This window comes from Caulobacter sp. FV1ye6ST, assembly GCF_058681225.1.
This window is the reverse complement of sequence record NZ_CM178733.1, coordinates 3,468,323-3,494,860: the sequence shown is the minus strand read 5'-3', so window position 1 is coordinate 3,494,860 and position 26,538 is coordinate 3,468,323. Positions and strand designations below refer to the sequence as shown.

27 protein-coding genes, 1 other RNA gene and 1 pseudogene are annotated in these 26,538 nt (G+C 67.5%); 11 read left to right on the top strand and 18 right to left on the bottom strand.

All coding sequences use genetic code 11. The annotated features are described in order from the left end of the window. Positions 1–22 precede the first annotated feature (22 nt). From ACW175_RS16890 to ACW175_RS16870, 5 genes are all read right to left on the bottom strand, one after another. Entirely contained in the window at positions 23–496 is a 474-nt protein-coding gene (locus tag ACW175_RS16890; protein WP_492101169.1) for a PaaI family thioesterase, read from the bottom strand. Next, a complete protein-coding gene (locus ACW175_RS16885; RefSeq protein ID WP_492101168.1) occupies positions 493–978 on the bottom strand; it encodes an SspB family protein in 486 nt (161 codons plus the stop codon). Before ACW175_RS16885 ends, ACW175_RS16890 begins: the two co-directional genes overlap by 4 nt. A gap of 339 nt (positions 979–1,317) precedes the next feature. Then, positions 1,318–1,682, bottom strand: a transfer-messenger RNA (tmRNA) gene (ssrA, locus tag ACW175_RS16880). A gap of 21 nt (positions 1,683–1,703) precedes the next feature. Continuing rightward, complete coding sequence (locus ACW175_RS16875) at positions 1,704–1,943, bottom strand: Atu4866 domain-containing protein (RefSeq protein WP_492101167.1); 240 nt, start codon at positions 1,941–1,943, stop codon at positions 1,704–1,706. Then, entirely contained in the window at positions 1,940–2,095 is a 156-nt protein-coding gene (locus tag ACW175_RS16870; protein ID WP_492101166.1) for a hypothetical protein, read from the bottom strand. Before ACW175_RS16870 ends, ACW175_RS16875 begins: the two co-directional genes overlap by 4 nt. 186 nt (positions 2,096–2,281) lie before the next feature. On the opposite strand from ACW175_RS16870, the gene ACW175_RS16865 reads away from it, so the two are divergent. Together ACW175_RS16865 and ACW175_RS16860 are read left to right on the top strand one after the other, a co-directional pair. Then, positions 2,282–3,190, top strand: a complete 909-nt coding sequence (locus ACW175_RS16865; protein ID WP_492101165.1) for an AraC family transcriptional regulator — start codon at positions 2,282–2,284, stop codon at positions 3,188–3,190. A 96-nt stretch (positions 3,191–3,286) separates the two neighbouring features. Beyond that, entirely contained in the window at positions 3,287–3,949 is a 663-nt protein-coding gene (locus ACW175_RS16860) for an aquaporin (RefSeq protein WP_099579883.1), read from the top strand. Here the strand turns inward: ACW175_RS16860 and ACW175_RS16855 are convergent. The 4 genes from ACW175_RS16855 to ACW175_RS16840 all read right to left on the bottom strand — a co-directional run bounded on the left by ACW175_RS16855 (position 3,936) and on the right by ACW175_RS16840 (position 7,345). Beyond that, entirely contained in the window at positions 3,936–4,778 is an 843-nt protein-coding gene (locus ACW175_RS16855) for a hypothetical protein (protein WP_492101164.1), read from the bottom strand. The genes ACW175_RS16860 and ACW175_RS16855 overlap by 14 nt on opposite strands. A 15-nt stretch (positions 4,779–4,793) precedes the next feature. After that, on the bottom strand, positions 4,794–5,351 hold the full coding sequence (ilvN, locus tag ACW175_RS16850) for an acetolactate synthase small subunit (RefSeq protein WP_492101163.1): 558 nt from the start codon (positions 5,349–5,351) through the stop codon (positions 4,794–4,796). 26 nt (positions 5,352–5,377) lie between these two features. After that, the gene (locus ACW175_RS16845; protein WP_492101162.1) at positions 5,378–7,183 is read right to left on the bottom strand and encodes an acetolactate synthase 3 large subunit; all 1,806 of its coding nucleotides are present in this window, start codon (positions 7,181–7,183) and stop codon (positions 5,378–5,380) included. A 114-nt stretch (positions 7,184–7,297) separates the two neighbouring features. Then, positions 7,298–7,345 carry a hypothetical protein gene (locus tag ACW175_RS16840; RefSeq protein WP_492104983.1) on the bottom strand — a complete coding sequence of 16 codons (48 nt, stop codon included), beginning with the start codon at positions 7,343–7,345 and terminating at the stop codon, positions 7,298–7,300. Between the two features lie 174 nt (positions 7,346–7,519). Here ACW175_RS16840 and ACW175_RS16835 point away from each other — a divergent pair, with 174 nt between their 5' ends. Next, complete coding sequence (locus ACW175_RS16835; RefSeq protein ID WP_492101161.1) at positions 7,520–8,593, top strand: serine hydrolase domain-containing protein; 1,074 nt, start codon at positions 7,520–7,522, stop codon at positions 8,591–8,593. Here the strand turns inward: ACW175_RS16835 and ACW175_RS16830 are convergent. Then, the gene (locus tag ACW175_RS16830; RefSeq protein WP_492101160.1) at positions 8,590–9,075 is read right to left on the bottom strand and encodes a CinA family protein; all 486 of its coding nucleotides are present in this window, start codon (positions 9,073–9,075) and stop codon (positions 8,590–8,592) included. The genes ACW175_RS16835 and ACW175_RS16830 overlap by 4 nt on opposite strands. A gap of 129 nt (positions 9,076–9,204) precedes the next feature. On the opposite strand from ACW175_RS16830, the gene ACW175_RS16825 reads away from it, so the two are divergent. Next, positions 9,205–9,723 carry a hypothetical protein gene (locus ACW175_RS16825; protein ID WP_492101159.1) on the top strand — a complete coding sequence of 173 codons (519 nt, stop codon included), beginning with the start codon at positions 9,205–9,207 and terminating at the stop codon, positions 9,721–9,723. Here ACW175_RS16825 and miaA read toward each other — a convergent pair. Next, positions 9,710–10,603, bottom strand: a complete 894-nt coding sequence (gene miaA, locus ACW175_RS16820) for a tRNA (adenosine(37)-N6)-dimethylallyltransferase MiaA (protein WP_492101158.1) — start codon at positions 10,601–10,603, stop codon at positions 9,710–9,712. The genes ACW175_RS16825 and miaA overlap by 14 nt on opposite strands. Here miaA and serB point away from each other — a divergent pair. Continuing rightward, positions 10,584–11,462 (top strand): phosphoserine phosphatase SerB, encoded by an 879-nt coding sequence (gene serB, locus ACW175_RS16815; protein WP_492101157.1) that lies wholly within the window; start codon positions 10,584–10,586, stop codon positions 11,460–11,462. The two genes, miaA and serB, sit on opposite strands and share 20 nt — an antisense overlap. Beyond that, positions 11,459–12,139 carry an HAD family hydrolase gene (locus ACW175_RS16810; protein ID WP_492101156.1) on the top strand — a complete coding sequence of 227 codons (681 nt, stop codon included), beginning with the start codon at positions 11,459–11,461 and terminating at the stop codon, positions 12,137–12,139. The genes serB and ACW175_RS16810 overlap by 4 nt, the downstream gene beginning before the upstream one ends. A 3-nt stretch (positions 12,140–12,142) precedes the next feature. On the opposite strand, the gene ACW175_RS16805 is transcribed toward ACW175_RS16810, so the two are convergent. Next, the gene (locus ACW175_RS16805; protein ID WP_492101155.1) at positions 12,143–14,479 is read right to left on the bottom strand and encodes a putative bifunctional diguanylate cyclase/phosphodiesterase; all 2,337 of its coding nucleotides are present in this window, start codon (positions 14,477–14,479) and stop codon (positions 12,143–12,145) included. A 9-nt stretch (positions 14,480–14,488) separates the two neighbouring features. Then, positions 14,489–15,106, bottom strand: coding sequence for a cupredoxin domain-containing protein (locus ACW175_RS16800; protein WP_492101154.1), 618 nt, complete (start codon positions 15,104–15,106; stop codon positions 14,489–14,491). Positions 15,107–15,279: 173 nt separating this feature from the next. On the opposite strand from ACW175_RS16800, the gene ACW175_RS16795 reads away from it, so the two are divergent. From ACW175_RS16795 to ACW175_RS16785, 3 genes are all read left to right on the top strand, one after another. Then, positions 15,280–16,149 carry a DUF3034 family protein gene (locus ACW175_RS16795; RefSeq protein WP_492101153.1) on the top strand — a complete coding sequence of 290 codons (870 nt, stop codon included), beginning with the start codon at positions 15,280–15,282 and terminating at the stop codon, positions 16,147–16,149. A 10-nt stretch (positions 16,150–16,159) separates the two neighbouring features. Beyond that, positions 16,160–16,660 carry a group I truncated hemoglobin gene (locus tag ACW175_RS16790; RefSeq protein ID WP_492101152.1) on the top strand — a complete coding sequence of 167 codons (501 nt, stop codon included), beginning with the start codon at positions 16,160–16,162 and terminating at the stop codon, positions 16,658–16,660. 70 nt (positions 16,661–16,730) lie between these two features. Further along, positions 16,731–17,831 (top strand): Mrp/NBP35 family ATP-binding protein, encoded by a 1,101-nt coding sequence (locus ACW175_RS16785; protein WP_492101151.1) that lies wholly within the window; start codon positions 16,731–16,733, stop codon positions 17,829–17,831. A 61-nt stretch (positions 17,832–17,892) separates the two neighbouring features. Here ACW175_RS16785 and ACW175_RS16780 read toward each other — a convergent pair whose 3' ends face one another. Together ACW175_RS16780 and ACW175_RS16775 are read right to left on the bottom strand one after the other, a co-directional pair. Further along, positions 17,893–19,191 (bottom strand): outer membrane protein transport protein, encoded by a 1,299-nt coding sequence (locus ACW175_RS16780; RefSeq protein WP_492101150.1) that lies wholly within the window; start codon positions 19,189–19,191, stop codon positions 17,893–17,895. 228 nt (positions 19,192–19,419) lie between these two features. Beyond that, a complete protein-coding gene (locus ACW175_RS16775; protein WP_492101149.1) occupies positions 19,420–20,325 on the bottom strand; it encodes an SDR family NAD(P)-dependent oxidoreductase in 906 nt (301 codons plus the stop codon). Positions 20,326–20,999: 674 nt separating this feature from the next. Here ACW175_RS16775 and ACW175_RS16770 point away from each other — a divergent pair. Then, positions 21,000–21,125, top strand: a pseudogene (locus ACW175_RS16770) (hypothetical protein); the annotation flags it as partial. 106 nt (positions 21,126–21,231) lie between these two features. Here ACW175_RS16770 and ACW175_RS16765 read toward each other — a convergent pair. From ACW175_RS16765 to ACW175_RS16755, 3 genes are read right to left on the bottom strand one after another with little or no spacing between them, the layout of a single operon-like run. Continuing rightward, positions 21,232–22,239, bottom strand: a complete 1,008-nt coding sequence (locus tag ACW175_RS16765; protein WP_492101148.1) for an HlyD family secretion protein — start codon at positions 22,237–22,239, stop codon at positions 21,232–21,234. 20 nt (positions 22,240–22,259) lie between these two features. Next, a complete protein-coding gene (locus ACW175_RS16760) occupies positions 22,260–23,021 on the bottom strand; it encodes an ABC transporter ATP-binding protein (RefSeq protein ID WP_492101147.1) in 762 nt (253 codons plus the stop codon). Further along, a complete protein-coding gene (locus tag ACW175_RS16755) occupies positions 23,018–24,217 on the bottom strand; it encodes an ABC transporter permease (RefSeq protein ID WP_492101146.1) in 1,200 nt (399 codons plus the stop codon). Before ACW175_RS16755 ends, ACW175_RS16760 begins: the two co-directional genes overlap by 4 nt. A gap of 183 nt (positions 24,218–24,400) precedes the next feature. Between ACW175_RS16755 and ACW175_RS16750 the strand changes: the two genes are divergently transcribed. Beyond that, complete coding sequence (locus ACW175_RS16750) at positions 24,401–26,488, top strand: S46 family peptidase (RefSeq protein WP_492101145.1); 2,088 nt, start codon at positions 24,401–24,403, stop codon at positions 26,486–26,488. The last annotated feature ends 50 nt before the right edge of the window (positions 26,489–26,538 follow it).

The window sequence follows — 26,538 nt, the reverse complement described above, 5'->3', positions numbered from 1 at the left end:
CCTCTTCTCTCGAAAATGGCCTCTACTTCTTCTTGAAGTTGGCGAAGGGGGTTGGAATGGCCGTGCCCGTGGACTTGGCCAGCAGGCGTCCCTCCGTGTCGTAGAGCTCGCCTTCCATGAAACAGATGGTCCGGCCCCATTTGACCACGCGGCCGACGCCCCGCAGCGAGCCGGGCATGGCCGGGCGCAGGAAGCTGGTCTTCATCTCCAATGTCGGCACGACGTGGGTCATGCCCGAGGTGATCATGCCGGCGACCGACATGCACTCGTCCAGCATGGCGCAGACGAAACCGCCCTGGATCTGCCCCATCGGATTGCACAGCAGCTCGGCGCGCGCCGTGAAGCCGACCTCGACCTCGCGATCGGCCTGGCGAACGGCGAGAAGCTCGAAGCCCAGGGTCTGGGATCCAGTGGGCGCGTTCGTGGACGCGCGGAAGCGCGCGAGGATCGCTTCGTCCGTCAGGGTCCGCGGAGCGTCCGAGGCGATGTCGCTCATTTCTTCCTGAACTGGTCCAGGGAAACGATCTTGGGACCCTCTTCGCCGGTCGGTGCCGAGGTATTGTCTTCGGCCTCGGGTTCAGGCTCCGGTTCGTCCTCGATCACTTCGGGGGCGGTGAACTGCAGGGCGAACTGCACCGACGGGTCGTAGAATCGCGTGAGCGCGGCATAGGGCACCGACAGACGCTTGGGCTGGCCGCCGAACTTCAGGGTCACCGAGAAGAAGGTCTCGCCGGGGGCGAGGTCCCAGTACTGATGTTGCAGGACGATGGTCATCTCGTCGGGATATTTGCCCAACAGATCCTGTGGGCCCGAAACGCCGGCCGCCTTGGTCTTGAACGTGATGTACAGATGGTGCGGCTCGGGCAGGCCGCCGGGCGCGGCAGCCTTCTTCAAGGCCGCCTTGACCACGCCGCGCAGGGCGTCCTGGGCCATGGCCTCGTACTGCATGAGGTCTTCGGGCGGATTGGTCTGAGACATGCGCGGGTTGTGTACTTCGAACTGAAAACGAAGTTCGGAACCTAGCGCGTCAAAGGCTTCGCGCAAAGCGGGCACCTGCGGATTCCAGCCAAGCGCAATCGATGTCAGGAGGGAAGGTGGAGGGATTCTGTTGGCAGGCTCCCCCATTCCTCCTCGAAGAAGAGGAGGGAGCCTTGGCGAATGCAGGTGAAGTGGAGAGATTCTGTTGGCAGGCTCACCCATTCCTCCTCGAAGAAGAGGAGGGAGCCTTGGCGAATGCAGGTGAAGTGGAGGGATTCTGTTGGCAGGCTCCCCATTCCTCCTCGAAGAAGAGGAGGGAGCCTTGGCAAATGCAGGTGAAGTGGAGGGATTCTGTTGGCAGGCTCCCTCCGAGCCCCGCCTAGGGATCTGAACCCCTAGGACTTAAGAGGCGAATTCACCTGCACCGCATTACGCGGCGACGGCGAACTCTTCAGCGAAGTTATCGTTCGCATTTAGAAAAATGACCCGAAACGGTGGATCAAGCCGAGAGAAAGCATACACCTTTACACGTCTGTCGATGCTGATCGGCCCCATGCGGTCCCATGATAACTTGGGAGAGATTGGTGGAGCCGCCGGGAATCGCACCCGGGTCCAGTCCGCTTATTACGTGCGCGTTTATCCCCATAGTCCGACCGAGGTCGGACAGTTCCAATATAGGGTGTTCGACCCGCCAAGGGAAGGGCGGCGGCAAGCTGTCCCCAGGCTTAGACGGTTCCCAGGCTCAGGCGACCATCCACCAGCGTGCCGCTGATGACCGCGCCGCGATCCTCGAACAGCTTCAGTCGCTCGCCGACCAGCACGTAGACGCCGGTGAACACGTCGGCGAAGTCGGCGCGGGTCTCGATGAACCGCCCATCGGCGCGCAGTTCCAGCGAGATGTGGCCGTCGGGGGAGGTCCAGACGCCGGCGACGGGGATATGGGGAACGATGGCGGACATCATCATCGGGCGATGCTCCATGGTGAAGAGGAGGCCGGAGCGGCCGAAACGGTCGGAAGGGCGGCGGTCATGGCGGTCAGCGCGGCTGTCCCGCCCAGCAGGGCGGCGACGAACCAGCGCGGAGCCGCCACGCCGGGTCTGGGCGTGTAGCGTCGCAAGGCGCACCTGAATTTCGGGGGTTGCCGCGTTGGGAAGCGGAACGAGGCTAATATGGCGCACGGGCCCGTCCAGTCGGTAGATCGATGCTCCGACTTGATTGCACGAAAGTCCAGAACCGAACGACGTCGCGTGACGGAGGATCATGCAAGGCTTACAAATGGTCTCGTACAGGCAACGGGAATTCCATGAGTACGCGCGAGGCCCTGGCCGCCCTGATTGAACGATTCGCGCCGGACGAAGGTCCGGTCGACACCTGCTGCCCCAGGGTAAACCTTTACCGCGTGCACGCGCCCACCGAGCCCATGCACGCCGTGCACGACCCCTCGTTCTGCGTGCTGGCCCAGGGCCGCAAGCGCGTGCTGGTCGGCGACGCCATCCACGAATACGACGACCTGAACTTCTTCCTGTCGTCGATCGACGTGCCGGTGGCCGGTCAGGTGATCGAGGCCTCGCCGGAGAAGCCTTACCTGTCCTTCCGTGTCGTGCTGGACGCTAACTTGATCAGCGAGATGATCATGGAGTGCGGCCTGGCCGCGCGGCTGGACGCCGCCGCGCCTCTAGTCGGAGGCATGTCGGTCGGATCGATGACGCCGCAGCTGTTCGACGCCGCCTGCCGGATGGTCAGCCTGATGGACTGCCCGGAGGATGCGCCGACCCTGGCTCCGCTGATCGAACGGGAGATGCTCTATCGCCTGCTGACCGGGCCGCAGGGGCCGCGGCTGGCCCAGATCGCGCGCCGCGACGGTCGCCTGCGCCAGGTCAACCGCGCCATTGGCTGGATCAAGCGCAACTTCGACCAGCCGTTCAGCATCGACGCCGTGGCCGACGAGGCCAGGATGAGCGCGTCGGCCCTGCACCAGCACTTCAAGGCGGTGACCTCGCTGTCGCCGCTGCAGTACCAGAAGCAGATCCGCCTGCAGGAAGCCCGCCGCCTGATTCTGGTCCAGCGTCTGGATGCCGCCACCGCCGGCCATACGGTCGGTTACGATAGTCCCTCGCAGTTCAGTCGCGAATATGCGCGCCTGTTCGGCGCGCCCCCCCTAAGGGATGTGGCGCGTCTGCGCGAACAGCCGGAGCCGATGGCTGGCGCCTAGCCCCGATACGGGTATTCCAATACTCGGATAAATTCTCCATGGTTAGCCGACGCATGCTCCAGATCCTGCGGGAGCAAAATCGGGGATATCTTGGAAATGTCAAAAATTGTTGCCGAATTCATCGGCACCTTCGCTCTGGTTCTATTTGGCTGCGGCGCGGCTGTTCTGGGCGCTGATCATGTTGGCCAGTTGGGCATCGCCCTGGCCTTTGGTTTCGCCATTATCGCCCTGGCCTATGGGATCGGTCCCGTCTCGGGCTGCCACGTCAATCCGGCCGTCAGTCTGGCGGCGTTCGTCGCCGGCCGCATGAGCGCCAAGGAGATGGGGCTGTACTGGATCGCCCAGTTCGCCGGCGCCCTGGCCGGCGCGGCCGTCCTGGCCTGCATCGCTGGCGGGACCGCCCACGGCCTGGGTCAGAACGGCTGGGGTCCCGGCTATCTGGGCGCCTATCCGCTGCAGGCGGCTTTCGTGTTCGAGGTGGTGATGACCGCGCTGTTCGTGATCGTCATCCTGGGCGCCACCGGGGCCGACGCCGCGCCGGGCTTCGCTGGCCTCGGCATCGGCATCGCCCTGGCGGTGATCCACATCGTCGGCATCCAGGTGACCGGCGTCTCGGTCAATCCGGCCCGGAGCTTCGGCCCCGCCGTCCTGGTTGGCGGTCAGGCGCTGGCCCAGCTTTGGCTGTTCTTCGTGGCGCCGGCGATCGGCGCGATCCTTGGCGCGCTGCTCTACCGCTTCAAGATCCTCAAGGTCGGCTGACGCCGTTTGGCGTCGCTTCGGGCGGTTCCTCCGAAGGCAGGGGAACCGCCTGCGGTTGCGGCCGGTTGCTTTCGCCGGCCGTTAGCCGGCCGCCCGAGGCTAAAAGGTCGTCATAGGCTCGCCGCTGGGCCGAGAAGTCGGCGCCGCGCGGCAAGACCGCGTCGAAGCGCGGATCACGCCCCGCCGCCGCGCCGATAGCGGCCGACAAGATCGCGGCGATCGAGCCGACCTCGGCGTCGTCGCAAGCGCGGCGCAGATGGCGCGCCTGGCCCGGGACCACCAGGGTGACGTCCCAGGAGACGCCGTCCACGCACAGCGCCGACACCGCACCGCCGCCATAGTCGACGGTGACCGAGCGCGGCTGGCTCCAGACCGGATCGCCGGGCAAGGCCTTCAACGGCGCGATCTGGATGTCGGCGAGCTCTGCGTTGATGTCGACCCGGCGGCCGATCTCGGGCCTGCAGCAGCCCAGGCCCGCGCGGGCCTGCACGAAGGCCCGCCCGTCGCGGCGCAGGGTGACCCGGACCACGGCCTGGCGCACGCCACGCGCGGGGCGGGCCCACACCTCCAGGATCAACTCGCCCCCGCGGACGATCTGGCTCTGCAGCGGCTGTAGGCCCCAGAGGCGGTAGAGCAGGGGATCGACGCCGTTGTCGATCGGAATGGGCTGTTCGGTCTTGCCGAGCCGACGGTTGTAGAGCGGCTCGGCCTCGGGCGGCGGTCGGGGAATTTCGGGCGACCACCAGGCGGCCGGGTCGGCATAGGGCGTGGGCGGCGACCCCTGCTGGACGGCGAGGGCGAAGCCCGCGATCAGTCCGGTCAGGCTCATCCGCCGTCCTCCGCGCTACATGCCTTCGACGCCCCGTTCGATGGAAAGGACGCCGGTGCGGGAAAGTTCCACCAGGCCCAGGGGGCGCATCAGGTCCAGGAACTTGTCGATCTTGGACGGCGCGCCCGAAATCTCGAACACGAAGCTTTCCAGCGTGGTGTCGACCGGCTTGGCGCGGAAGATCTCGGCGATGCGCAAGGCCTCGACGCGATCGGGACCCGAGCCGCGCACCTTGACCAGGGCCAGTTCGCGCTCGACGCCGTTGGGGTCGCGGGTCACGTCGTGCACGCGGCGGACGTTGACCACTTTGTTCAGCTGGGCCTCGATCTGGTCCAGCACCTGGCGCGTGCCGCGGGTCACCACGGTGATGCGGCTGGTGTGGGCCTTGCGATCGGTCTCGGCGACCGTGAGGCTCTCGATGTTATAGCCGCGCGCGGCGAACAGTCCGACCACGCGGTGCAGCACGCCAGGCTCGTTGTCGACGAGCAGGGCGAAGGTCGCCGACTGCTCCGGCTCGCCCGTGGGGCTAAGGTCGTAAGCCGAGGCGGGGGCAGGTTGGATGTTGCTGGTCATGTGTCGTTTCTAACCCGTCCCGTACCTTAAACCAGCCCCGCGCCGGCCTCGCCGATGACGTTTCCGATATCCTCGACCTCGCCCATGATCATCTCGTTGTGGGCCTTGCCCGAGGGGATCATCGGCAGGCAGTTCTCGTGCTTCTCGACGCGGCAGTCGAAGATCACCGCCTTGTCGCTGTTGATCATCTCCAGGATCTTGCCGTCCAGCTCGGCCGGGTCCGAGCAGCGGATGCCGTGGGCCCCATAGGCCTCGGCTAGCTTCACGAAGTCGGGCAGGCTGTCCGAATAGGAGTGGCTGTAGCGCTCGCCATGCAGCAACTGCTGCCATTGGCGGACCATGCCCATCCACTCGTTGTTGAGGATGAAGATCTTGACCGGCAGGTCGAACTGGATCGCGGTTGACAGCTCCTGGATGCACATCTGGATCGAGGCCTCGCCAGCGATGTCGACGACCAGGCTGTTCGGGTGGGCCAGCTGCACGCCCAGGGCGGCGGGCAGGCCGTAGCCCATGGTGCCCAGGCCGCCGGAGGTCATCCAGCGGTTCGGCTCCTCGAAGCGGAAGAACTGCGCGGCCCACATCTGGTGCTGGCCGACCTCGGTCGTGATGTAGACGTCCTTGTCCTTGGTCAGCTCATACAGGCGCTGGATGGCGTACTGCGGCTTGATGACCGAGTCCGAGGTCCGGTATTTCAGGCAGTCGCGGGCGCGCCATTGGTCGATCTGGGCCCACCAGTCGGTCAGGGCGGCCTTGTTCGGATGCAGGTTCGCGGCCTTCCAGGCGGCGATCAGGTCTTCCAGCACCGAGCCTGCGTCGCCGACGATCGGCAGCTCGACCCGGACGTTCTTGTTGATCGACGACGGATCGATATCGATGTGGACCTTCTTCGATCCCGGCGAGAAGGCGTCCAGGCGCCCGGTGACCCGGTCGTCGAAGCGGGCGCCGACGCAGATCATGACGTCGCAGTCGTGCATGGCGTTGTTGGCTTCGAACGTGCCGTGCATGCCCAGCATGCCCAGCCAGGCCGCATCGGCGGCCGGGAAAGCGCCCAGGCCCATCAGGGTCGAGGTGACCGGCGCGCCGGTCAGGGCCTGGAATTCACGCAGCGCTTCACTGGCCTTCGGACCGGCGTTGATGACGCCGCCGCCGGTGTAGAAGATCGGCCGACGGGCGCCGGCGATCAGCTTCACGGCCTCGGCGATGCGGCCGGCGTCGGCCTTGGTGCGCGGCGCGTAGGCGTGGCTGGATTTGACCTCGGTCGGGCCGAAATATTCGCCCTTGGCGAACTGGACGTCCTTCGGGATGTCGATCAGCACCGGGCCCGGACGGCCGGTGGTGGCGATCTTGAAGGCCTCATGGATGATCTGCGGCAGGTCGCGGACGTCTTTGACGAGGTAGTTGTGCTTGGTGCACGAGCGGGTCATGCCGACCGTGTCGGCTTCCTGGAAGGCGTCGGTCCCGATCAGGTGGGTGGGCACTTGGCCGGTGATGACGACCATCGGGATCGAGTCCATCAGGGCGTCCATGATGCCGGTGATGGCGTTGGTCGCGCCCGGGCCCGAGGTGACCAGGACCACGCCCGGCTTGCCCGAGCTGCGGGCATAGCCCTCGGCGGCGTGGGTCGCGCCCTGTTCGTGGCGGACCAGGATGTGCTGCAGGCGCGGCTCGTGGAACAGCGCGTCATAGATCGGCAGGACCGCGCCGCCCGGATAGCCGAAGAGAACCTCGACGCCCTGGTCCACGAGGCCGCGAACCACGATCTCCGCGCCGGTCATGGCGCGATCGATGGTGTCGGCGGGAGCTTGGCTCTCGATGGTTTGATGGGCGGTCATGGGACAGGTCCGAGTGGGGAAGGGGGCGGGAAACTGAACTGGAGGGAAGCGGAAAAGAAAAAAGGTCCCGAAGGACCTTTGCGCGCGCGACCGAGCTACGACGTGACTTCTAGGTCACCCCGCGAACGGCCGCTCCATAAGTACGGTCATGTTTTTGCGCACGAGTCTTGCTCCAAAGCTACGGAATGGGTCATGACATGCGCCCGTTGGAGCGTCAAGGCGCTCTTTGCCGCAAGGTTGTGCCTTTGTGGAGCGGTGTGACCTTACCGGAGTTTCACGTGACAGGGGCAGGTTTTCCCCCGCACGATCGCGCTCCTGAAATCAAGGAGCGTTTGAGTGTTCGGACGGCGTGAATTCTTGGCCGGGGCGGCCGCTCTGGGGCTGGTCGAAAACGCGTCCGCCGCCGTGCTGTCTGGTGGCGCGGCGGACAAGACGGTCGACGCCTTCCGCAATACCCAGCCGTTCCAGGGCGTGGTGCTGATTGGCAAGGCCGGCAAGCCGATCTACTCGCGCGCGGTGGGGTTCGCCGACATCGAGACCAAGCGCCCAGCGACCTTGGCCACGCCCTATGCGATTGCCTCGATCTCCAAGTGGGTCACCACGGTCGGCATCCTTCATCTGGTCGAGGCGGGCAAGCTGGATCTCGATGCGCCCATCACCCGCTGGCTGCCGGACTATCGCGCCGACACCGGGGCCCTGGTCACGTTGCGGCGGCTGATGTCCAACACCAGCGGCGTGCCGAACGGCTTCATCGCGGCGCTGAAGGCGGACCCAAACCTGCTGCCCAGCTTGGTCAAGACCGGCGTAACCGCGCCCGAAGCCGTCAAGCGCTGGGGTGAGGGCGACTTCGCCTTCGAGCCGGGCAAGCAGTTCGACTACTCGATGACCAACTGGATCATCATCGTGGCCATCGTCGAGGCGGTGACGGGCAAGCCGTTCGCCACCGCGATCGCCTCTCTCGTCACCGCGCCGCTGGGGCTCACCCAGACGGTGCTGGGCGACCCGCCGGGCATGGCCTCGGCCTATCGCAGTATCGAGCCGCTGACCCGGCACATGGAAGATCGTCTGCCGATCATGGCCGCCAGCGGTGGCTATGTCAGCACGGCCGGCGACCTGTTGCGGGCCGCGCATCTGGTGTTCGACGGGAACGTCCTGACGCGGGATCGCAAGCGCGAGATGCTGACCATCATCCGTTCGGACCAGGACTACGCTCTGGGCGGCCGCGTGAAGGTCCGGTTCGCCGATGGCATGCCGCGCGTCTACGCCTGGGAGACGGGGCGCACCGGTGGCTATCGCTCGGTTCTAGGGCACCGGTTCGACGATCAGACGACGGTCGTTCTTCTCAATAACACCGGCCTGTCGCAGAAGGTGATGGACGATCTCGCATTCGCCCTGATGCAGGCCGTCTAGCCCTCCAACGTCCGGGCCAGCTGCTCCAGCGCGAAGGCCGCGAAAGCCTGCATGTTGGCGGCGCGCTGGTCGCTGCCGGTCTCGAGCGTGGCGCTGACCGAGGTCTCCTCGCCGACCACGGCGAAGCAGCAGTGGCCGGGCGCGTCGCCGTAGCGGTTTCCGTCAGGACCCGCGGCGCCGGTTTCCGACAGGGCCCAGGTCGCCTTCAGGTTCTTGCGGGCCACGCGGGCCAGCATCACCGCATAGGGCTCACTGGCCGAACGCAGGCCGTCCATGGCCTTCTGCGGGATGTCCATCAGGGTCAGACGGGCGCGGGCCGTATAGACGACGGCCCCGCCGACATAGAATTTCGAGGCCCCCGGCACGGCCAGCAGCGCCGCCGAGATCAGGCCGCCGGCCGAGGACTCGGCGATGGCGATCGTCTCGCCCCGGGCGGTCAGAAGCGCGGCGACGCGTTCGGCGAGGGCGTTGAGATCGGACATCCGGCTTCCTTCGTGCTGATGCTTCTCCATAGGGGCAACCGGCGAGCCTGGAAACACGCGCGAACAACGGCTCTCGCCAAGATTGAGCGAACATGCTCTGCATGGCCAAGCTCAACCTGGAGGCCTTTCGTGTTTCTGCAAGCCGCCACCCCGCCCGCCGCGACCGCGCCCGCCGATCCCCAGCCGCCTCAGCTGCAACGGCTGGCGCCGGTGTCCCAGAAGGCGCGGCAGCTATTGCTGGCCAAGGCGGGGCGGACCGAAGCGGTGGTGGTGCATCAGCAGATCTTCCTGCGCACCGTGGCCAAGCCCGGCGCGACGGTGGCGACGCCCGAGGGCATGACCGTGTCGGCCATTCCCTGCGCCTGGACGGTCGAGGCCTATCTGCAGCGGGACATCTGCTTTTATTCGATCACCGGCCTGCTGGGCTGCACCGAGGCGATGACCAAGCCGCTGATGGCCAGCGAGCGCGGGCAGGTCGATCTGCCCGCCGGCGCGGCTTGCGAAGTGTCCGCCAAGCCGGTCGAGGCGGCTGAGGGCCGCGCGATCGCCGCCCTTGATCGCACCAAGGACCAGTTGTTCGACGAGGACTACAGGCTGGCGGTCAAGCCGCAACTGGTGGGAACGGGGGCCACCGTCAAGGAACGCTGATGCGCTCCCAGTCCGGCGTCTGGTTGCGGAACCAGGTCAGCTGGCGCTTGGCGTAGCGGCGGGTTTCCTGGCGGGCGGCGTCGAGGGCCTGTTCCAAGGTGGTTTCGCCTCGCAGGTGGGCGGCGAACTCGCGATAGCCAACGGCCTTGAGGGCGGGGAGGGACGGGTCCAGGCCTCGGGCTTCCATGGCCCGCACCTCGTCCAGGGCGCCTTGCTCGACCATGGCCGAGAGGCGCGCGTCGCAGCGGGCATAAAGCTCGGCGCGGGGCGGATCGAGGACGCGGCCTTCCCAAGCGCCCGGCTTGAGCGCCGGCTTGGTGTCGGTCTGCCACGAGGTCAGGGACTTTCCGGTGGCGATGGCCACGGCGTGGGCGCGGACCAGGCGCTGGCGGTCGCCGACCTCGATGCGGGCCTCGGCCTCGGGGTCCAGGGGTTTGAGGATCTCGCGAAACGCCTCCTCGCCCCGGGCGGCGTAGAGCAGGCCGGAGATCTCGCGCTGGGTCTCCGACACCGGCGGCACGTCGGCCAGGCCGTGGGTCAGGGCGCGGAAATAGAGGCCGGTGCCGCCGACCACGATGACCGGATTGCCGCGCGCCTCGATCTCGGCGATCGCCTTGGTGGCCGCCTCCAGCCAGCGGCCAACCGACCAGCCGACAGCGGCGTCGGCTGTTTCGAACAGGTGATGCGGCGCCTTGGCGCGCTCCTCGGGAGATGGGCCGGCGGTCAGGACGCGAAGGCCCGCATAGATCTGCATCGAGTCGGCGTTGACGATTTCCGCGCCCGTCCACTCGGCCAATTGCAGCGCATGGGCCGACTTGCCGCTTGCGGTCGGCCCCGCGATCAGCCAGATGCGGGGCGCGATGTCCGAACTCTCCACCATTCCGACCGTCCTCACCGTCGTGGGGGCCGACCCCGACGCATACGCACTAGCCGTGTCGCGCGTCGAAGCCAGGCTGTCCAGCCGTCGCGAGGACTTGGGGCCGCTGGCCGCCGACTTCTTCGTCGAAAGCGGCGACGTGACCGCGCTCAAGTCCGACCTGGCTGAACTGCCGATCGACTACGCGATCCAGCCGGCCGAGAACCGCAGGAAGCGCCTGCTGATCGCCGACATGGACTCGACGATCATCAACGTCGAATGCCTGGACGAACTGGCAGACTTCGCCGGCGTCAAGGAACAGGTCTCCGAGATCACCGAGCGCGCCATGCGCGGCGAACTGGCCTTCGAGGGCGCCCTGCGCGAACGGGTCGGCATGCTGAAGGGCCTGGGCGTCGAGGCGCTGCAGAGCTGCTACGACCAGCGGGTCCGGCTGAACCCGGGCGCGGAAATCCTGGTCCGCACCATGGCCAAGCACGGCGCGCGCTGCGCCCTGGTCTCGGGCGGCTTCACCTTCTTCACCAGCCGAGTGGCGCGGGCCGCGGGCTTCCACCTGAACCGGGCCAACACCCTGATCGAGCGTGACGGCGCCCTGACGGGCCAGGTCGGCGACCCGATCCTGGGCAAGGAAGCCAAGCTGGCCGCCCTCAACGAGGAGACGGCGGATCTGGGCGTGACCCCGGCCGACGCCCTGGCCGTGGGCGACGGCGCCAACGACCTGGCGATGATCGAGGCCGCCGGCCTGGGCGTGGCCTATCGCGCAAAGCCGATCGTCGCGGCCCAGGCCGACGCCAAGGTCGACCATACGGACCTGACCACCTTGCTCTACTTCCAGGGCTACAGGACCGAGGAGTTCCATCCGTGAGCTTTCCCCGCCGCGTGGAGGCCGTCGTATTCGACATGGACGGTCTGCTGCTGGACACCGAGATCGTCTACCGCGCCGCCATGATCGAGGCGGGCGCCGTGTTCGGTGTCCACTTCACCGGCGAGACCTACGCGGCGATGGTGGGCAAGACGACGCCGGAGTGCGGCGTCATGCTGCGCGAACTCTACGGCGAGGCGTTTCCTGTCCAGGCCTATTTCGAGCGCGTCTGGGCTGACGTCGAGGATCTGCTGGCGGCCGAAACCAAGTTGAAGGCCGGCGTCATCGAGATCCTCGATTATCTCGACGACCTGGGTCTGCCGCGCGGCATCGCCACCTCGAACGGCATGGTCGCGGTCGAAAAGTATCTGGGGCGCTTCGATCTGCTGCAACGCTTCAACGCGGTGGTCGCCCACCAGGACGTTACCAAGCACAAGCCGAACCCGGATCCCTATCTGCTGGCCGCGCAGCGCCTCGGCGTCGATCCGGCCCACTGCCTGGCGCTGGAAGACAGCCATCCGGGTGTCCGCGCCGCCCACGCGGCCGGCATGATGACGATCATGGTCCCAGACATCCTCGATCCGAACGAGGAGATGCACGACAAGTGCGTGCACATCGCCGACAGCCTGCACCATGTGCTGGACCTGCTGAAGGCGTCCGTGGAAGAAGTCGCGGCCTAGCGCCTAGGCCGTCTTGCGCGTCTCGTCCCGCGCCGGCAGCTCGATCGACCATTCGCCGAGGAACGCGATCAGCGTGTCCAGGCCCATCGGCTTGGCGACGTGGTAGCCCTGCGCCAGGTCGCAACCCATCAGTTGCAGGGCGGCCAGGCCTTCGCGGGTCTCGACGCCCTCCGCGGTGACCTTCATGCCGAGGCTGTGCGCCAGGTCGATGGTGGACTTGACCAGCAGGGCGTCCTTGCCGCCGGCCTCCAGGCTGGTGACGAAAGCCTTGTCGATCTTCAGTTCGTCGGCGCGGATCTGCTTCAGATAGGCCAGGGACGACAGGCCCGAGCCGTAGTCGTCGATCGACACGGGAATGCCGGCTTCGGCGAGGCGATCCAGCACGGATAGCGCGACGTCCGGATTGCCGATCACGGCGGTCTCGGTGATCTCGAAGCAGAGGCGCGCGCCGGCGGCGGCGACTTGGTCGATGGCGTGCCGGGCGAAGGCGTGGTCGTCGATCAGGCGGCCGGAGATATTGACCGACATCAGCACGTCGTGGCCGGCGGCGCGCAGGCGGGCCTGGTCCTCGATGGCCTGGGCCAGGACGTAGTCGGTGAGAGCGCGGATGTGGCCGGTCTCCTCGGCCATGCCGACGAACAGGTCGGGACGGATAAAGCCGCGGGTCGGGTGATTCCAACGCGCCAAGGCCTCGACGCCGGTGATCGCGCCGGTGCGCAGGTCCAGCTTCGGCTGATGGTTCAGGTAGAGCTCGCCCTTGCGGACCGCCTCCAGCATCTCGCTCATCAGCGAGAGATTGGCCGAAGGGTCGCCATAGGCGGCGCCGTCGAAGGCCATGAACTTGCGGTGCGCGGCGCGCGCCTGGTCCAGGGCGATCAGGGAGCGTTCGATCAGGCGGGAGGCGTCCAGCTCACCGAGCGTCGTGGCGGCCAGGCCCTGGGTAATGTGCACGTCGACCGGTTCGCCGCCGAGCTCGATCGGGGCCTCCAGCGCGGGCAGGGCCTCTTCCACGATCTTCAGGACGTCGTCGAGGTTGTTGCTGTCCGCCACGACGCAGATGATCGAGGTGGTCAGGCGGGCCACCAGCACACCGGGCGCGATCTCGAAGATCCGCTGGCCCAACTTGGCGACCAGTTCGGTAGCCAGTTCATAACCGATGGCGGCACGGACTTGCGTAAAGCGGTCGAAGCCGATGGCGGCGATGATCACCTGCTCGCCGGGACCGGCGGCGGCCAGGCGCTTCTCGATGGCGCGTTCCAGGGCGCGGCGGTTGGGCAGGCCAGTCTCGCCGTCATGCAACGCCTGGCGGATCATCTCCGCCTCGCGCTCGCGGATCTCGGCGGCCATCAGGTTGAAGCTCTCGGCCAGGCGGCCGATCTCATCGCGGGTCGTGACCTCGACGGTGACGTCCTCGCCGCGCTGCAGGCGGCGGGCGGCGATGTCCAGGGCGGTGATCGGCTTGGCCAGACCGCGCGACAGGGCCCAGCTCGCGGCGGCGACCAGGGTCGCGCCCAGCAGGCCGACGATGATCACGGCGGCCATCAGCGGACGGTAGGGGGCCATGGCCTGGGCCATCGGATAGCGCAGCACCAGGGCCGCGCCGCTGGCCCGGTCCAGGGCCTTGATCGGTTTGACCAGCACCAGACTGTCAGCGCCGCCGCGCAGAAGGACAGGCTCCAGCAGCTTGTCGTGCATGGCCCGGCCGACGAAGGCGGCCAGTGGCTTGTCGACAGACCCCTGGTCCGCCGAGACCCAGTGGCCTCCGCGCTGATCGAAGACCTGAGCGTCCAGGCGGATGGCCGACAGCTTCTCCAGGGCCTGCATCTCCGGCTCGTCCAGCCGGGCGGCGAAGACGATCCAGCCCGTCAGGGTCGGCGAGAGGATGGGGGCCGAGATCAGTTGGTAAGGCTTGTCGTCGATGGTGAAGACGCCCTGAGCGCCGTCCTCGGCGTCCAGCGCGCTCCATAGAGTCTCGAGGTTCAAGCGGGCTGGATCCAGGCCGACCACCTCGCCGTCGACGCCGACGGTAAAGGCCAGGTCCAGGCCCAGACGCTGGCGCAGGTTGGCGATGGCCGATTCGACGGTCGGGCGGTCATGGGTGGCGACGGCGGCGCGAAAGCCGAAGTCGCGCGACAGCAGCTCCGCGCCATCGTGCAGGCGCTGGGTGCGCAGCGCCCAGACGCGGTCGAACACGGCGCCCGACCCCGCCATTTCTTGGCGAACGGTTCGCTGGGCGTTGCTGGTGATCGCCACATAGACCGCGATCGCCACGACGCTCAGCGCCAGGGCGAAGAGCCCGGCGTAGAGGACGGTCAGCTTGGTCTGCAGGCGCTGGAACATCGGGGCGGCCTAGCGCCCTGCCGGGGCGCGGAGATCGATCGTGACCTGTTCGCGGGCGGGGCCCGCGCCAACGTTCTTGGTCTGCAGGGCGGTCTCGTTTTTGAGGGCGCGCAGATAGGGGTGCCAGACCTTGGCGACGACGGCGCCGGCTGGAACGTCCTGGATGGTCACCGCGCCGGTGGCGTCGGTCTTGCCGGCGTATTGCGTGTCGACCACGCGGATGAAGCCGACCATCTGGTCGTGGATGTTGCAGCCGATGGCCGCGACGCCGGCCGTATTCATCTTGGCGGTGCGGTTCTCTTCGTGGCCGTACAGCTTGATCTCGAACTTGTTGCCCGCGGAGAAGGAATAGACGTGGTGGCGGACCTTATCGAGGTTCGGGAACGCCACGTCCGCGCCGACCGGGACCACCAGCACGAACGGATTGAACTGGATGTTCTGCTGCGCCACGCGATAGGGCCAGGCGAACTTGATCGGTCCCTTGGTCGGCTGACCGTTGGGATAGACCATGACCACGGCGTCGGGCACGGGCTTGCCGTCGGCGCCGCGCACGGTGACGGTGAAATCACCCGCCAGAGACGGCCCGGCCCAGAGCGCGACCATCAGAAGTAGAGCGACGTATCTCATCAGACTTTTCCTATCCTTTTCGGGATGAAATGCGCGTTAACGCCCCGGTTGGGGCGCGGCGTTCGGCGCCCAACCAGATTTGGGTTTTGGAACTACTTCGAAACGCTCCGTAAAAGCTTTGCCCGTCAGGTTCCGCGCGCCGAGGCGTCAGCCGTCTCCGGTCTGGAGGAACTATGAAGCGATTTGGAGGGCTCGGCGCCGCGCTGGCTTGCTGTCTGGCGTCGACGGCCACGGCGAGCGAGATCGAAACCGGCGGCAAGCTGCTGCTCACCCACGGGGTCAGCGCCCTGGAAGGGGGCGCGGGCGGCGGGCTGTCGACCTGGGCCGTGATCGCGGGCGCCGAGACCAATCGCGGCGTCGGCGGCGAGGTCCATGGGACCTATGTTGACGTCAAGGACTACAAGCTGCGCGCCTTCGGCGGCGCGGTCGGTTGGCATGACCGCCTTGAGCTGTCGGCCACGCGCCAGGAATTCGACACCGGCGCGAGCGGCGCCAAGCTGGGGCTCGGCAAGGGCTTCACCTTCAAGCAGACGGTGCTGGGCGCCAAGGTCCGCGTCTTGGGCGACGCGGTCTACACTCAGGACAGCTGGGTGCCGCAGGTCAGCGTCGGGGCGCAGTACAAGGACAATAGCCAGGACGCCATCGTCCGCGCGGTCGGCGCCAAGGACGATAAGGGCCTCGACGTCTATGTCGCCGCCACCAAGCTCTTGCTGAGCCAGTCTCTGGTGCTGAACGGCGCGGTGCGGATGACCAAGGCCAACCAGACGGGCCTGCTGGGCTTCGGCGGCGTCAATGGCGGCTACAAGCCCCAGTTCGAGGGCTCGGCCGGCTACCTGCTGAGCAAGCGCCTAGTGGTTGGGGCCGAGTATCGCACCAAGCCCAGCAATTTGGCCTTCGCCAAGGAGGACGACTGGATGGACTTGTTCGCGGCCTATGCCGTCAACAAGCACCTTTCGGTCACGGCGGCCTATGTCGACCTCGGCGACATCGCCACCTTCAAGAACCAGCGCGGTCTGTACCTGTCGCTGCAAGCCGGCTTCTAAGGGGAGCGCGATGAGAAAGACCTTCGTTCTCGCGGCAATCGCCGCCTTGACCCTGGCCGGCCCGGCCTTCGCCCAGGACACCACGCCGCCGGGGGAAAAGCCGGTGGATCCGTATACGCCGTCGCCCGCCAACGCCGGCGCCGCGCCGCTGACGGATCCGGCGACCTTCCAGGCCTTCCACGGCAAGGAGGGCCTGACCCGCATCGCCGGCGACCTGGTCGATCGCAGCATCGCCGACCCGCGCATCAAGGACATCTTCGCGACCACCGACGTCCCGCGCCTGAAGCGGACCCTGGCCGAGCAGTTCTGCTACGTGCTGGGCGGCGGCTGCGTCTACACCGGCCGCGACATGGCCGCTGTCCACAAGGACATGGGCGTCACCAACCGGGACTTCAACGCGCTGGTCGAGAACCTGCAGTGGGCGATGGACAAGGAGGGCGTGCCCTTCGCCGTCCAGGGCAAGCTGCTGGCCAAGCTGGCGCCGATGCAGCGCAAGGTCGTGGAGCGCTAAGCGCCTCCACGGACTTGTAAAGCCGCGCGGTCACGCGGATATGAGGCGCTCTCAACCGGAGGCCTCGCCCGTGACCGCTACCCTCGACGACGCCCGCGTGGCGCTGGACCGCATCGCCGACCCGGCGAGCGGGCAGGGGCTGGTCGCCGCCGGCCTGGTGCAGGGCCTGGTGGTCCGCAATGGCCGCGCCGGTTTCATGCTGGAGGTCCCGGCCAGCCAGGCCGCGTCCTACGCTCCCGTCCGCGAGGCTGCCGAGAGGGTTTTGGCCGCCCTGCCGGGCGTCGAGCAGGCCCAGGTCGTCCTGACCGCCCAGGCCGTCGAGGGCGCGACCCGGGTGCGAAAGGGCGCAAAGATCAGCGAGGATCCGCAGGCGCGCGTGGTCCCGCCGCCGGAAGCCGAAAAGCCCGCCCACGTCCGCCACGTCATCGCCGTGGCCTCGGGCAAGGGCGGGGTGGGCAAGTCCACGGTCTCGACCAATCTGGCGGTGGCCTTCGCGAAGATGGGTCTGCGCGTGGGCCTGCTGGACGCCGACATCTATGGCCCCTCGGCCCCCAAGATGATGGGCGTCGACGGCGATCCGCTGTTCGAGAACGAGAAGCTGCAGCCGCTGGAGGCCCACGGCGTCAGGCTGATGTCGATCGGCTTCATCGTCGACGAGGGCAAGGCGATGATCTGGCGCGGCCCGATGGCCTCGTCGGCCGTCCGCCAGATGATCCACGACGTGGCCTGGGGCTCGGAGGCCCAGCCGCTGGACGTGCTGGTCGTCGACCTGCCGCCGGGCACCGGCGACGTTCAGCTGACCCTGGTCCAGAAGCTGCGGATCGACGGCGTGGTCTTGGTCAGCACGCCGCAGGAGATCGCCCTGATCGACGCCCGCCGGGCGGCCTCGATGTTCCAGAAGACCGCCACGCCGATTCTGGGCCTGATCGAGAACATGGCCTTCTTCCCCGATCCGTCGACCGGCGCCCCGATCCCGATCTTCGGCGAAGGCGGCGGCGTGGCCGAGGCCGAGCGCCTGGGCGTGCCGCTCTTGGGCCGCGTGCCGATCGAGATCGCCGTGCGCATCGGCGGCGACCAGGGCGTCCCGGCCGTGATCTCCGAGCCCAAGGGCCAGGCGGCGGAGGTCTTCGTCGCGGCGGCGGAAACGCTGTGGAAGAGCATCAGCCTCTGATCAAGAAAAAGCCCGCCCGGATCGCTCCGGGCGGGCTTCTCTTTTCAGCGGTGCGTCTGCCTTAGAAGCTGAAGCGGGCGCCGGTCGCCAGGACGACGGCCGAGCCGGTCACGTCGCCGTTCAGGCGGACGGTCGAGCTGGTCGCGGTCACGTCGGTGCGGTTGATCTTGCTGTCATCAAAGCTGATGTAACTGATCGCGGCGTCGAGCTTGATGTTGTCCGTCGCGGCCCAGGTGGCGCCGGCGGCGTACATCATGCGGTCGCCGTCCGGCACGCGGGCGGTGCGGCCGACGTCCGGCGTCGGGGTCGGGTCGTACTGGACGCCGGCCCGCAGGGTCAGGCGCGGCGAGGCCTGATAGTCCACGCCGGCGGCGTAGGTGGTGACGTTCTTGTAGTTCTGAGCGCTGGTCGAGGCGCCGCCCGGGAAGCTGACGCGGATGGCGTCGAACTCTTTCCAGCCCACGCGGCTGACCGAGGCGTTCAGGGTCCACTGATCGTTCACCGCCAGGCGGGCGCCGACATTGGCGATCCAGGGCAGGCTGATCTTGGCCTGGCCGTCGACCGAGAAGTTGTTGGCGGCCGGGATCGGGGCCAGCAGGCCGCCGACGGTCACGGTGCCGTCCAGCTTCTGGTCGATCTTCGAGCGATAGCTGGCGCCGATGGTCAGGGCCTTGCTCGGGTGGATCTGAGCGCCGACCGTGTAGCCATAGGCCCAGCCGTCGCCCTTCAGCGACTGGCTGCCATCGGCCTGCAGCGGCGAGATGTTCGGCAGGGCGTTGGTCAGCTTGGCGTCGGCATAAAGCGCGGTGACGCCCACGCCCAGGTCGATCATGTCGTTGACGCGATAGGCGATGACGCCGTCGACATTGACCGTGCGCAGCTGCGACTTCAGGGCGTCGTAACGCGTCCAGCTGTTGGTGTTGTATTCGGTGGTGAAGTTGTAGGGCGCGGCGACCGAGACACCGAAGGCCAGCTTGTCGTTGATGCGGAACGCGACGCCCGCGTTCGGCACGACGCCGTCATTGATCGGGTCATAGGCGGTTGCGTCGCCGCCCACCGCGGTGGTCAGGCCCGCCGGCGGCACCGGGCGGGTGATGGTCGAACCGGTGTTGGTGACCTTGGAGTCCACCTGGATCATGTTCAGGCCGATATAGCCTTCGTTGCGCTCGATGCCGGCGATCGAGGCGGGGTTCCACCACAGGCTGCCGACGCCCTTGTCGGCGACTTCACCGGAATAGGCGCGGCCGGTGCCGCGCACCGATTGTTCCTGCAGATAGAAGGCCGAAGCGGAGGCCTGGGAAGCGGCGGCAAGCGCCAGCAGAGCGACGCCGGCGGCGAGGCTGGTACGCGAGAGAGACATTGTGACGTGCGACCTTCTTGGGGAGGAAGAGGCTCGCCGAACACCTGTTGGGCGCTCGAGGAGCGCCGCGTTTAACGTATCTGTTCAAATACCGTTGCTATAAATTGTCGAGAACATGAATTTTGTCAGTTCTGTTAAAGATACGGGGCCGTAGAGGCCCCGCATCAATCGTCGTTACGTCAAAATCAGGCCGCGACTTGCCGAGAAATCGGCAAAGCTTGTGCCAATTCAGCCGCCGGCCATCTTGCGGAAGAACTTCTGGCCTTGTTCTCCGCCGTTGAAGTAGGCCTTCTGGCCGTCCTCGGCGGTGATCTTGTCCCAGCTGTCGCGAACCTCTTCGGCCGACAGGCCGTCCTCGCCCAGATAGACGCCCTCGGTCTCGTAGATGCGCGACAGGGCGAAGGCCCCGGCGCCGGCGGTCAGGATCGCGCCGGTGGGCGCTTCTTCCGAGCACAGGTAGACCACGCCCGGCGTGACATATTCCGGGGCCAGCTTGGCCAGCACTTCCGGCGGCATCAGGCCCTCGGTCATGCGGGTGGCCGCGACCGGGCTGATGGCGTTGATCTTGATGTCGTTCTTGGCGCCCTCGAGCTTGAGGGTGTTCATCAGGCCCAGCACCGCCATCTTGGCCGCGCCGTAGTTGCTCTGGCCGAAGTTGCCGTACATGCCCGACGACGAGGTTGTCACGACGATGCGGCCGTAGTTCTGGGCCTTCATGATGTCCCAGACCGCCTTGATCGGCTTGAAGGTGCCGAACACGTGCACCTGCATGACCAGCTCGAAGTCGGCCAGATCCATCTTGGTCAGGGTCTTGTCCCGCAGGATGCCGGCGTTGGCGACCAGGATGTCGATGCGGCCCCACTTGTCCATGGCCGTCTGGACCATGTTGGCGACGCCCGCGTCATCCGTCACCGAGGCGCCGTGGGCGATGGCTTCGCCGCCGAAGGCCTCGATCTCGGCCACCACCTTCAGGGCCGCGTCGGACGAGCCGCCCGAGCCGTCGACGCTGCCGCCCAGGTCGTTGACCACGACCTTGGCGCCGCGCCGCGCCAGCTCCAGGGCGTGCTGCCGGCCAAGGCCGCCGCCGGCGCCCGTCACGATCGCCACCTTGCCGTCGAAGCGGATGTCCGCCATGCCCAAGTCTCCCTCAAACGCATGTTTGGTTTGGCCGTGTTGTGCGGCGCGGGAGGAGGGGCGTCAAGGGTCGCGATCCTCATGCGCGGCGCACACGCCCGTTCGACTTCACGCGGCTGGCCGCTGAAGGCAGGGAAGGGAAGCGGAGCGCCCGGGCGACGCCCGGAGGGTTGGGTAGAGGTTACCGTTTCGACGAAGCCAGAGCGCTCCGCGCAGCCGTTATCCGAAAGCCTCCGGGGCGGCGGGGTGTTATCCCGCTCCCGAACGCGCCTTCGACGGGCGGAGAGGCCGGCTAAGCCTTGTCCGGACCGCGCGGGCGATTTCAGCCCGCGCCTGTAGTGCTGCCAGCCCGCGCCCGACGTCGTTTCTGTGTTCCAGGGTCGACTACCTCGGGGAAGGACGCGGTTGCGGAGTTTCCCCCGCACTGACGAGCACGACCCGCTCGACCACCCCTGACAGCCGTCACGATCGCCGGCCGGACGTCCCTTCCAAGCCGTCAGGTGGGGTTAGTATGGGGCGGCGGCGAACGCGGGGGATTCAGGGGCGTGAAAAATCGACAAGCAATTGATTTTTCTAAAGTCGATATCTTGAGCGCCGAGGATAAGGATGCGCCAATCCCCGTCGTCGGCTGAAAAGTGAGCGCTCCAAATGTCCGCTATGGGTGGGGAGCGGACATGCTCCCTCTCCCATGGGAGAGGGCTGGGGGGAGGGGTTACAGCGCTCGACGGAGTGCCGGCACGCCGTCAAACCTCGTAACCCCTCACCCTCCCACCGCTTCGCGGCGGGTCCCTCCCTCTCCCTAAAGGAGAGGGGCTCAAGATCGCCTATGGGGCGTTAGCCGACATCGGAGCCCCAAGGTCGCCCTCAAGAAACCCTCTTTCTATAGAGAGGGATTGGATCAGCGCCCTAAGCCTTCTTCTTCGTCATCCCGCCGGCCACCGGCTGGGTCGGCTTGTCGCGCTTCACGCCGGCCTTCTGGCCCGGCTTCATGAACTTCACCAGCACGCGCTGACCCACCAGGAACGGGGCGCCGTCGGCGCTGACCACGACTTCGACGACGCGTTCGTCGCTGCGCTGGCTGGGGTCGTCCGAGGCCAGCTTGCGGGCGCCGAAGACGGCGGCGCGGCGCAGGACCTTGCCGGTGAAGGTTTGGTCCGGATTGCCTTCCGGCTGGATCTCGACCTCCTGGCCGATCTTCACGTTGGGGATGTCGGCCTCGACGATCTCGGCGCGGACGATGCGCTGGGTGTTGGGCTCGAGGTCGAACATGGCCGTGACGTTCAGGGTCGAGGCGCCGGCGCCCGGATTGGCCTGGCGGCGGGCGATACGGCCGTCGGCCGGGGCGCGGATGATCGTCAGTTCCTGATTGTACTTGGCCTGGGCGACCTGGGCCGAGGCCACGCCGATGGCGGCCTGCTGGGCGCCGATATTGGCCTGGGCCGAGGCGATCTGGTCGCGTGCCGCGTCCAGTCGCTGGGCGGCGACGAAGTTAGAGGCGCTGAGGGCCTGCAGGCGGGCGTACTCGCGCTGGGCCGTGCGCAGCTGCACCTGGAACAGGGCCAGCTGGGCGCGGGCCGAGGACAGGGCGGCCGAGGCCGTCTGGGCGGCCAGGCGGACGTCGTCGTCCTCCTGCTTGGCCAGGGGTTGGCCGGCCTTCACGACGTCGCCTTCCTGGACATAGACGTCCCGGACGATGCCTTGGCGGCGCGCGGCCACCTGGATGACGCCGCCCTCGACGTCGGCCTTGCCCTGGGCGATGGCGGCGTAGGGGGAGGGCTCCTCCTGGGCGGCGGCGGCTTCGAGCTTCTTCTTCTTCTCGGCCGCCTGGCCCTTCATGTAGAAGAAACCGCCGCCGAGCAGCACGGCGACAACGATGGCGATCCAGAAGGCGGGTCGGCGCAGAAACGCGGGCATTCTCAAGTTCCCCCAGAAATTCAGTGGCTGAGCGGCGCGGGATTGGCGTCGGGCGTTCTACGCACGTCGTCCAGGATCCGGCCGTCTTCGATGTGGATGACGCGGTCGGCATAGGCCTCGAGCCGCGGATCGTGGGTCACGCAGATCACCGCCGCGCCACGCTCGGTGGCGGCCGCGCGCAGCAGCTTGATCACGATCTCGCCGCTCTTGCCGTCGAGGGCCGAGGTCGGTTCGTCCGCGAAGATCAGGTTCGGGTTCTTGGCCAGCGCCCGGGCGATGGCCACGCGCTGCTTCTCGCCGCCCGACAGTTCCGAGGGGCGCTGGTTGACGCGCGGACCCAGGCCCACCGACTCCAGCGCCGCCTGGGCGCGGCGCGCGGCCTCGCCCGGGCCGACGTCCTGGTATTTCAGGACCGTCATCACCTGCTGTTTGGCCGTCAGGGCCGGGAACAGGTTGAAGCCCTGGAAGATGAAGCCGCAGTGGTCGAGGCGGAACTTGTCGATCTTGCCTTTCGGCAGGGCCCACAGGTCCTTGGCCTCCAGCGCCGAGACCTTGCCCTCGTCGGGCATCAGCAGGCCGGAGAGGGCGGCGACCAGGGTCGACTTGCCCGAGCCCGAGGGGCCCATGACCATGGTCACGTCGCCGTGCTTGGCGTCGAAGTCCACGCCCTTGAGCACCTCGATGAAGGTCCGGCCGGTCTTGAACCGCTTGACCAGGCCCTGGGCCGAGAGCGCGCTCTGGCCGCGCTTGTGGCTGTGATCGTGTTTGTACTCGGGGCTCATCGCAGCAGGTCCGCCGGCTGGCTGTTCTTGAGGATGCCCAGCGACAGGAAGCCGGAGAGCATGGCGATGAGGATCAGGAACACCGCGACGATGATCACCAAGGTCGGCGGGAAATACATCGGCACCCCGCCCGCCACGGCCAGCAGCGAGACCAGCCAGGTCAGCAGGCCGGCGGCCAGCACGCCGACGCAGCCGACCCAGAAGGAAAGCTCCATGACGATGTTGCGCAGGTCGCCCATCGACACGCCCAAGGCGCGCAGGGAGGCGAACTCCTTGATGTTGGCCATGATCGCGCCGCGCAGGGTCTGCCAGGTGATGGCCACGCCGATCAGCAAGCCCAGGAAGGCCGAGAAGCCCAGCATGATGCCGATGATCTGGTCGTCCAGCATGGCGCCGGAATTGGCGTCGGCCAGCTCCTGGCGGGTCCAGGCGCGGAACTTGCCGTCGGCCTTCTTGTTCAACTGGGCCGCGACGATCTCGGCGCGGGCTGGGTCCTGGATCTCGACCATCAGCGGGCCGACGCGCTGGCCGGTGTCGGCCTCGCCCAGCATCCGCAGGGTGTCGCGCGACATGACCAGCGTCGGCTGGATGATGTTCGGATAACCGCGGGTGACGACGGCGATATTGATGGTCTTGCCGTTGTAGAGGGCCTTGTCGCCCTTCTTGACGCCCAGGCGTTTGAGGGCCGTCTCGTCCACCGCCACGGCGTAGGGACGGCGCAGGGCCTCGATCATCGACTGGGTGTAGTCGGTGGGCACGGTCACGTAGCCGGGGATCGCGTCGATCACCGTGACGTTGACGAACTCGCTCTTGCGGGACGAGCCGCCGCCGCCCTTGCCCTTGCCGGCCTTCTTGGCGCGGGCCTCTTCCTTGGCCTGCTGCTCGGGGGTCTGGATGTTCTGGAAGCGGCCGCCGGAGCCGTCCAGCGGGGCCACCTGGGTGACTTCGGGATGGCTGTAGACCAGCGGGATCATGCGGCGGGGCAAGCCCGAGGGGCCGCCGAACAGCGCCTTGGCGCCGGGGCCCAGCACCATGATGTCGGCGCGCGCGCGGTCGATCTGGGCGGTGAAGCCCTTGCCGATGCCGACGAACATGCCGACCTGCGCCAGGACGAGAAGGCCCGAGAAAGCGAGAGCGACCACGGCCGCCATGTAACGACGCCACTCATAGAGAAGAGTGGCCAAGGCCAACGACATCCGGACTCTAGCTCCCCCATACCGACGGTTGCAGCAATGGACGGCGATCGCGGAACGGCCAAGTTAAATCGAGGTAAGGCGGCGTTGCGGGCATGAAATATTGGACATGTGCGCTAAAGGAGGCTGGCTAGTCCTCGGCGCCGGCGCTAAGCGGCAAGTCAGAGTGCAGCGACCCACGGGTTCATGACGGTTTTTCGCACAGCGTCCGCCCAGATCAGCGTCCTGGCCCTCGCGCTAGCGGCTATGGGGGCCGCGACGGGATCGGCGCGGGCGGACGAGGGGATGTGGACCTTCGACAAGGTCCCGGTCGAGGCGATCCGCCGGGCCTATGGCGTCTCCCTGGACCAGGCCTGGCTGGACACCGCCCAGGCTTCGGCGGTGCGGCTGACCAACGGCTGCTCGGGCGGGATCGTCAGTCCCGAGGGTCTGGTCGCCACCAACGCCCACTGCCTCGCCGACTGCGCCCAGGCCCTGTCGGACGGCGGGGCGGACTACGTCAAGGACGGGTTCCTGACCGACGGACGCGAGGACGAGCGCAAGTGCGCCGGCCTGCAGGCCGAGGTGCTGCTGACCATCACCGACGTCACCGACCAGGTGCGCGCGTCCGTGGAGGGCAAGAGTGGCCGCGACTTCGTCCAGGCCCGCGAGGGCGCGCTGGCGCTGGCCGAACTGGCCGCCTGCGGCCAGGACCAGACCCTGCGCTGCCAGGCGATCAGCTTCTTCCGGGGCGGCCAGTACAAGGTCTACAAGTACCGCCGCTACGATGACGCGCGGCTGGTCTTCGCGCCGGAACGGGCCTCGGCGGCGTTCGGCGGCGATCCGGACAACTACAACTTTCCCCGTTACGGGCTCGATGCGGCCTTCCTGCGCCTCTACGCCAACGGCCAACAGGCCTCGACGCCGAGCTTCCTGCGCTTGCGGAGCAGCGCCCCGGTCGAGGGCGAGCCGACCTTCGTGGTCGGCAATCCGGGCGCGACCGACCGGCAGCTGACCGTGGCCCAGCTGGAGACCCAGCGCGACCTCGTCCTGCCGATGCAGCAATTGCAGCGGGCCGAGCTGCGCGGCCGCCTGATCCAGCTGCGCCAGCAGGATGACGACCACGCCCGCGCCGCGACGCAAGGCCTGGCGTGGGTCGAGAACGGCTACAAGGCGGGGCTGGGCAAGCAGGCCGCGCTCAAAGACAAGGCGTTCATGGCCGCCAAGCGCGTGGCAGAGGACGACTTGCGCGCCAAGGTCGCCGCCGATCCGAAGCTGGCGGCGGAGGCGGGCGCGGCCTGGGACCAGATCGCCGCGGCCCAAGCCCAGGCGGCCGAACTCTATCCGGCCCTGCGGATGCTGGAGAGTGGGGCGGGCGGCGGCTCGGACCTCTTCTACTATGCCCGCCTGCTGGTCCGGGCGGCGCAGGAGCGGACCAAGCCCAACGCCGCGCGGCTGCCCGAATACGCCGACACCCGTCTGCCGATGATCGAACGCAAGCTGGCCGACCTGCCGCCGGTCGATCCGGTGCTGGAGCGGGTCTATCTGGAGCACTGGCTGCTCAAGACCCGCGAGATCCTTACCGTCGACGCGCCGCAAGTCCGGGCGCTGCTGGGCAAGGAAAGCCCGGAAGCCATCGCCGCGCGCCTGGCCGAAAGCCGGCTTGGGGATCCGGCGGTGCGCGAGGCGCTGTGGAAAGGCGGGCTGGAGGCCATCGAGGCTTCGGACGATCCGCTGATCCAGTTCGTGCGGCGCGTCGATCCGCTGGCCCGCGCGGCCCGCGCCGCCTACGAGGCCGAGGTCTCGGGACCCGTCGACAAGGCCGCGGAGAAGATCGCCCGCGCCCGTTTCGCCGTGCTGGGCGATGCGGTCTATCCGGACGCCACGTTCTCGCTGCGCCTGTCCTATGGCCAGGTCGCCGGCTGGCGCGAGCAGGGGCGGGCGGTTCCGGCCGTCACCACCTTCGCCGGGTTCTACGACCGCGTCACCGGCGCCGAGCCGTTCGCCGCCGCCCCGCGTTGGCTGGACGCCAAGGAGGACCTGAAGCCCGACATGGTGTTCGACTTCGTCAGCACCAACGACATCATCGCCGGCAATTCCGGCTCGCCCGTGCTGGACGCCAAGGGGCGGATGATCGGCTTGGCCTTCGACGGCAACATCCATGTGTTGGGCGGCGCCTATGGCTATGACGGGGCCAAGAACCGTACGGTGTCGGTGTCGGCGGCGGCCATCGTCGAGGCGCTGACGAAGGTCTACGACCGCACGGCCCTGGTCCGCGAACTGACCGGCCGGTAGCGCGCGCTCCGCGCGAGCCGGAGGCGCGTGTTTCGCGGCGGCCGTGCAGC

What these genes read in the sequence shown, in the direction of transcription:
- ACW175_RS16890 (WP_492101169.1), bottom strand. Translation starts at nt 496, where the DNA reads ATGAGCGACATCGCCTCGGACGCTCCGCGGACCCTGACGGACGAAGCG.
- ACW175_RS16885 (WP_492101168.1), bottom strand. Translation starts at nt 978, where the DNA reads ATGTCTCAGACCAATCCGCCCGAAGACCTCATGCAGTACGAGGCCATG.
- ACW175_RS16875 (WP_492101167.1), bottom strand. Translation starts at nt 1,943, where the DNA reads ATGATGATGTCCGCCATCGTTCCCCATATCCCCGTCGCCGGCGTCTGG.
- ACW175_RS16865 (WP_492101165.1), top strand. Translation starts at nt 2,282, where the DNA reads ATGAGTACGCGCGAGGCCCTGGCCGCCCTGATTGAACGATTCGCGCCG.
- ACW175_RS16860 (WP_099579883.1), top strand. Translation starts at nt 3,287, where the DNA reads ATGTCAAAAATTGTTGCCGAATTCATCGGCACCTTCGCTCTGGTTCTA.
- ACW175_RS16855 (WP_492101164.1), bottom strand. Translation starts at nt 4,778, where the DNA reads ATGAGCCTGACCGGACTGATCGCGGGCTTCGCCCTCGCCGTCCAGCAG.
- ilvN (WP_492101163.1), bottom strand. Translation starts at nt 5,351, where the DNA reads ATGACCAGCAACATCCAACCTGCCCCCGCCTCGGCTTACGACCTTAGC.
- ACW175_RS16845 (WP_492101162.1), bottom strand. Translation starts at nt 7,183, where the DNA reads ATGACCGCCCATCAAACCATCGAGAGCCAAGCTCCCGCCGACACCATC.
- ACW175_RS16830 (WP_492101160.1), bottom strand. Translation starts at nt 9,075, where the DNA reads ATGTCCGATCTCAACGCCCTCGCCGAACGCGTCGCCGCGCTTCTGACC.
- serB (WP_492101157.1), top strand. Translation starts at nt 10,584, where the DNA reads ATGTCCGAACTCTCCACCATTCCGACCGTCCTCACCGTCGTGGGGGCC.
- miaA (WP_492101158.1), bottom strand. Translation starts at nt 10,603, where the DNA reads ATGGTGGAGAGTTCGGACATCGCGCCCCGCATCTGGCTGATCGCGGGG.
- ACW175_RS16805 (WP_492101155.1), bottom strand. Translation starts at nt 14,479, where the DNA reads ATGTTCCAGCGCCTGCAGACCAAGCTGACCGTCCTCTACGCCGGGCTC.
- ACW175_RS16800 (WP_492101154.1), bottom strand. Translation starts at nt 15,106, where the DNA reads ATGAGATACGTCGCTCTACTTCTGATGGTCGCGCTCTGGGCCGGGCCG.
- ACW175_RS16795 (WP_492101153.1), top strand. Translation starts at nt 15,280, where the DNA reads ATGAAGCGATTTGGAGGGCTCGGCGCCGCGCTGGCTTGCTGTCTGGCG.
- ACW175_RS16790 (WP_492101152.1), top strand. Translation starts at nt 16,160, where the DNA reads ATGAGAAAGACCTTCGTTCTCGCGGCAATCGCCGCCTTGACCCTGGCC.
- ACW175_RS16780 (WP_492101150.1), bottom strand. Translation starts at nt 19,191, where the DNA reads ATGTCTCTCTCGCGTACCAGCCTCGCCGCCGGCGTCGCTCTGCTGGCG.
- ACW175_RS16775 (WP_492101149.1), bottom strand. Translation starts at nt 20,325, where the DNA reads ATGGCGGACATCCGCTTCGACGGCAAGGTGGCGATCGTGACGGGCGCC.
- ACW175_RS16765 (WP_492101148.1), bottom strand. Translation starts at nt 22,239, where the DNA reads ATGCCCGCGTTTCTGCGCCGACCCGCCTTCTGGATCGCCATCGTTGTC.
- ACW175_RS16760 (WP_492101147.1), bottom strand. Translation starts at nt 23,021, where the DNA reads ATGAGCCCCGAGTACAAACACGATCACAGCCACAAGCGCGGCCAGAGC.
- ACW175_RS16755 (WP_492101146.1), bottom strand. Translation starts at nt 24,217, where the DNA reads ATGTCGTTGGCCTTGGCCACTCTTCTCTATGAGTGGCGTCGTTACATG.
- ACW175_RS16750 (WP_492101145.1), top strand. Translation starts at nt 24,401, where the DNA reads ATGACGGTTTTTCGCACAGCGTCCGCCCAGATCAGCGTCCTGGCCCTC.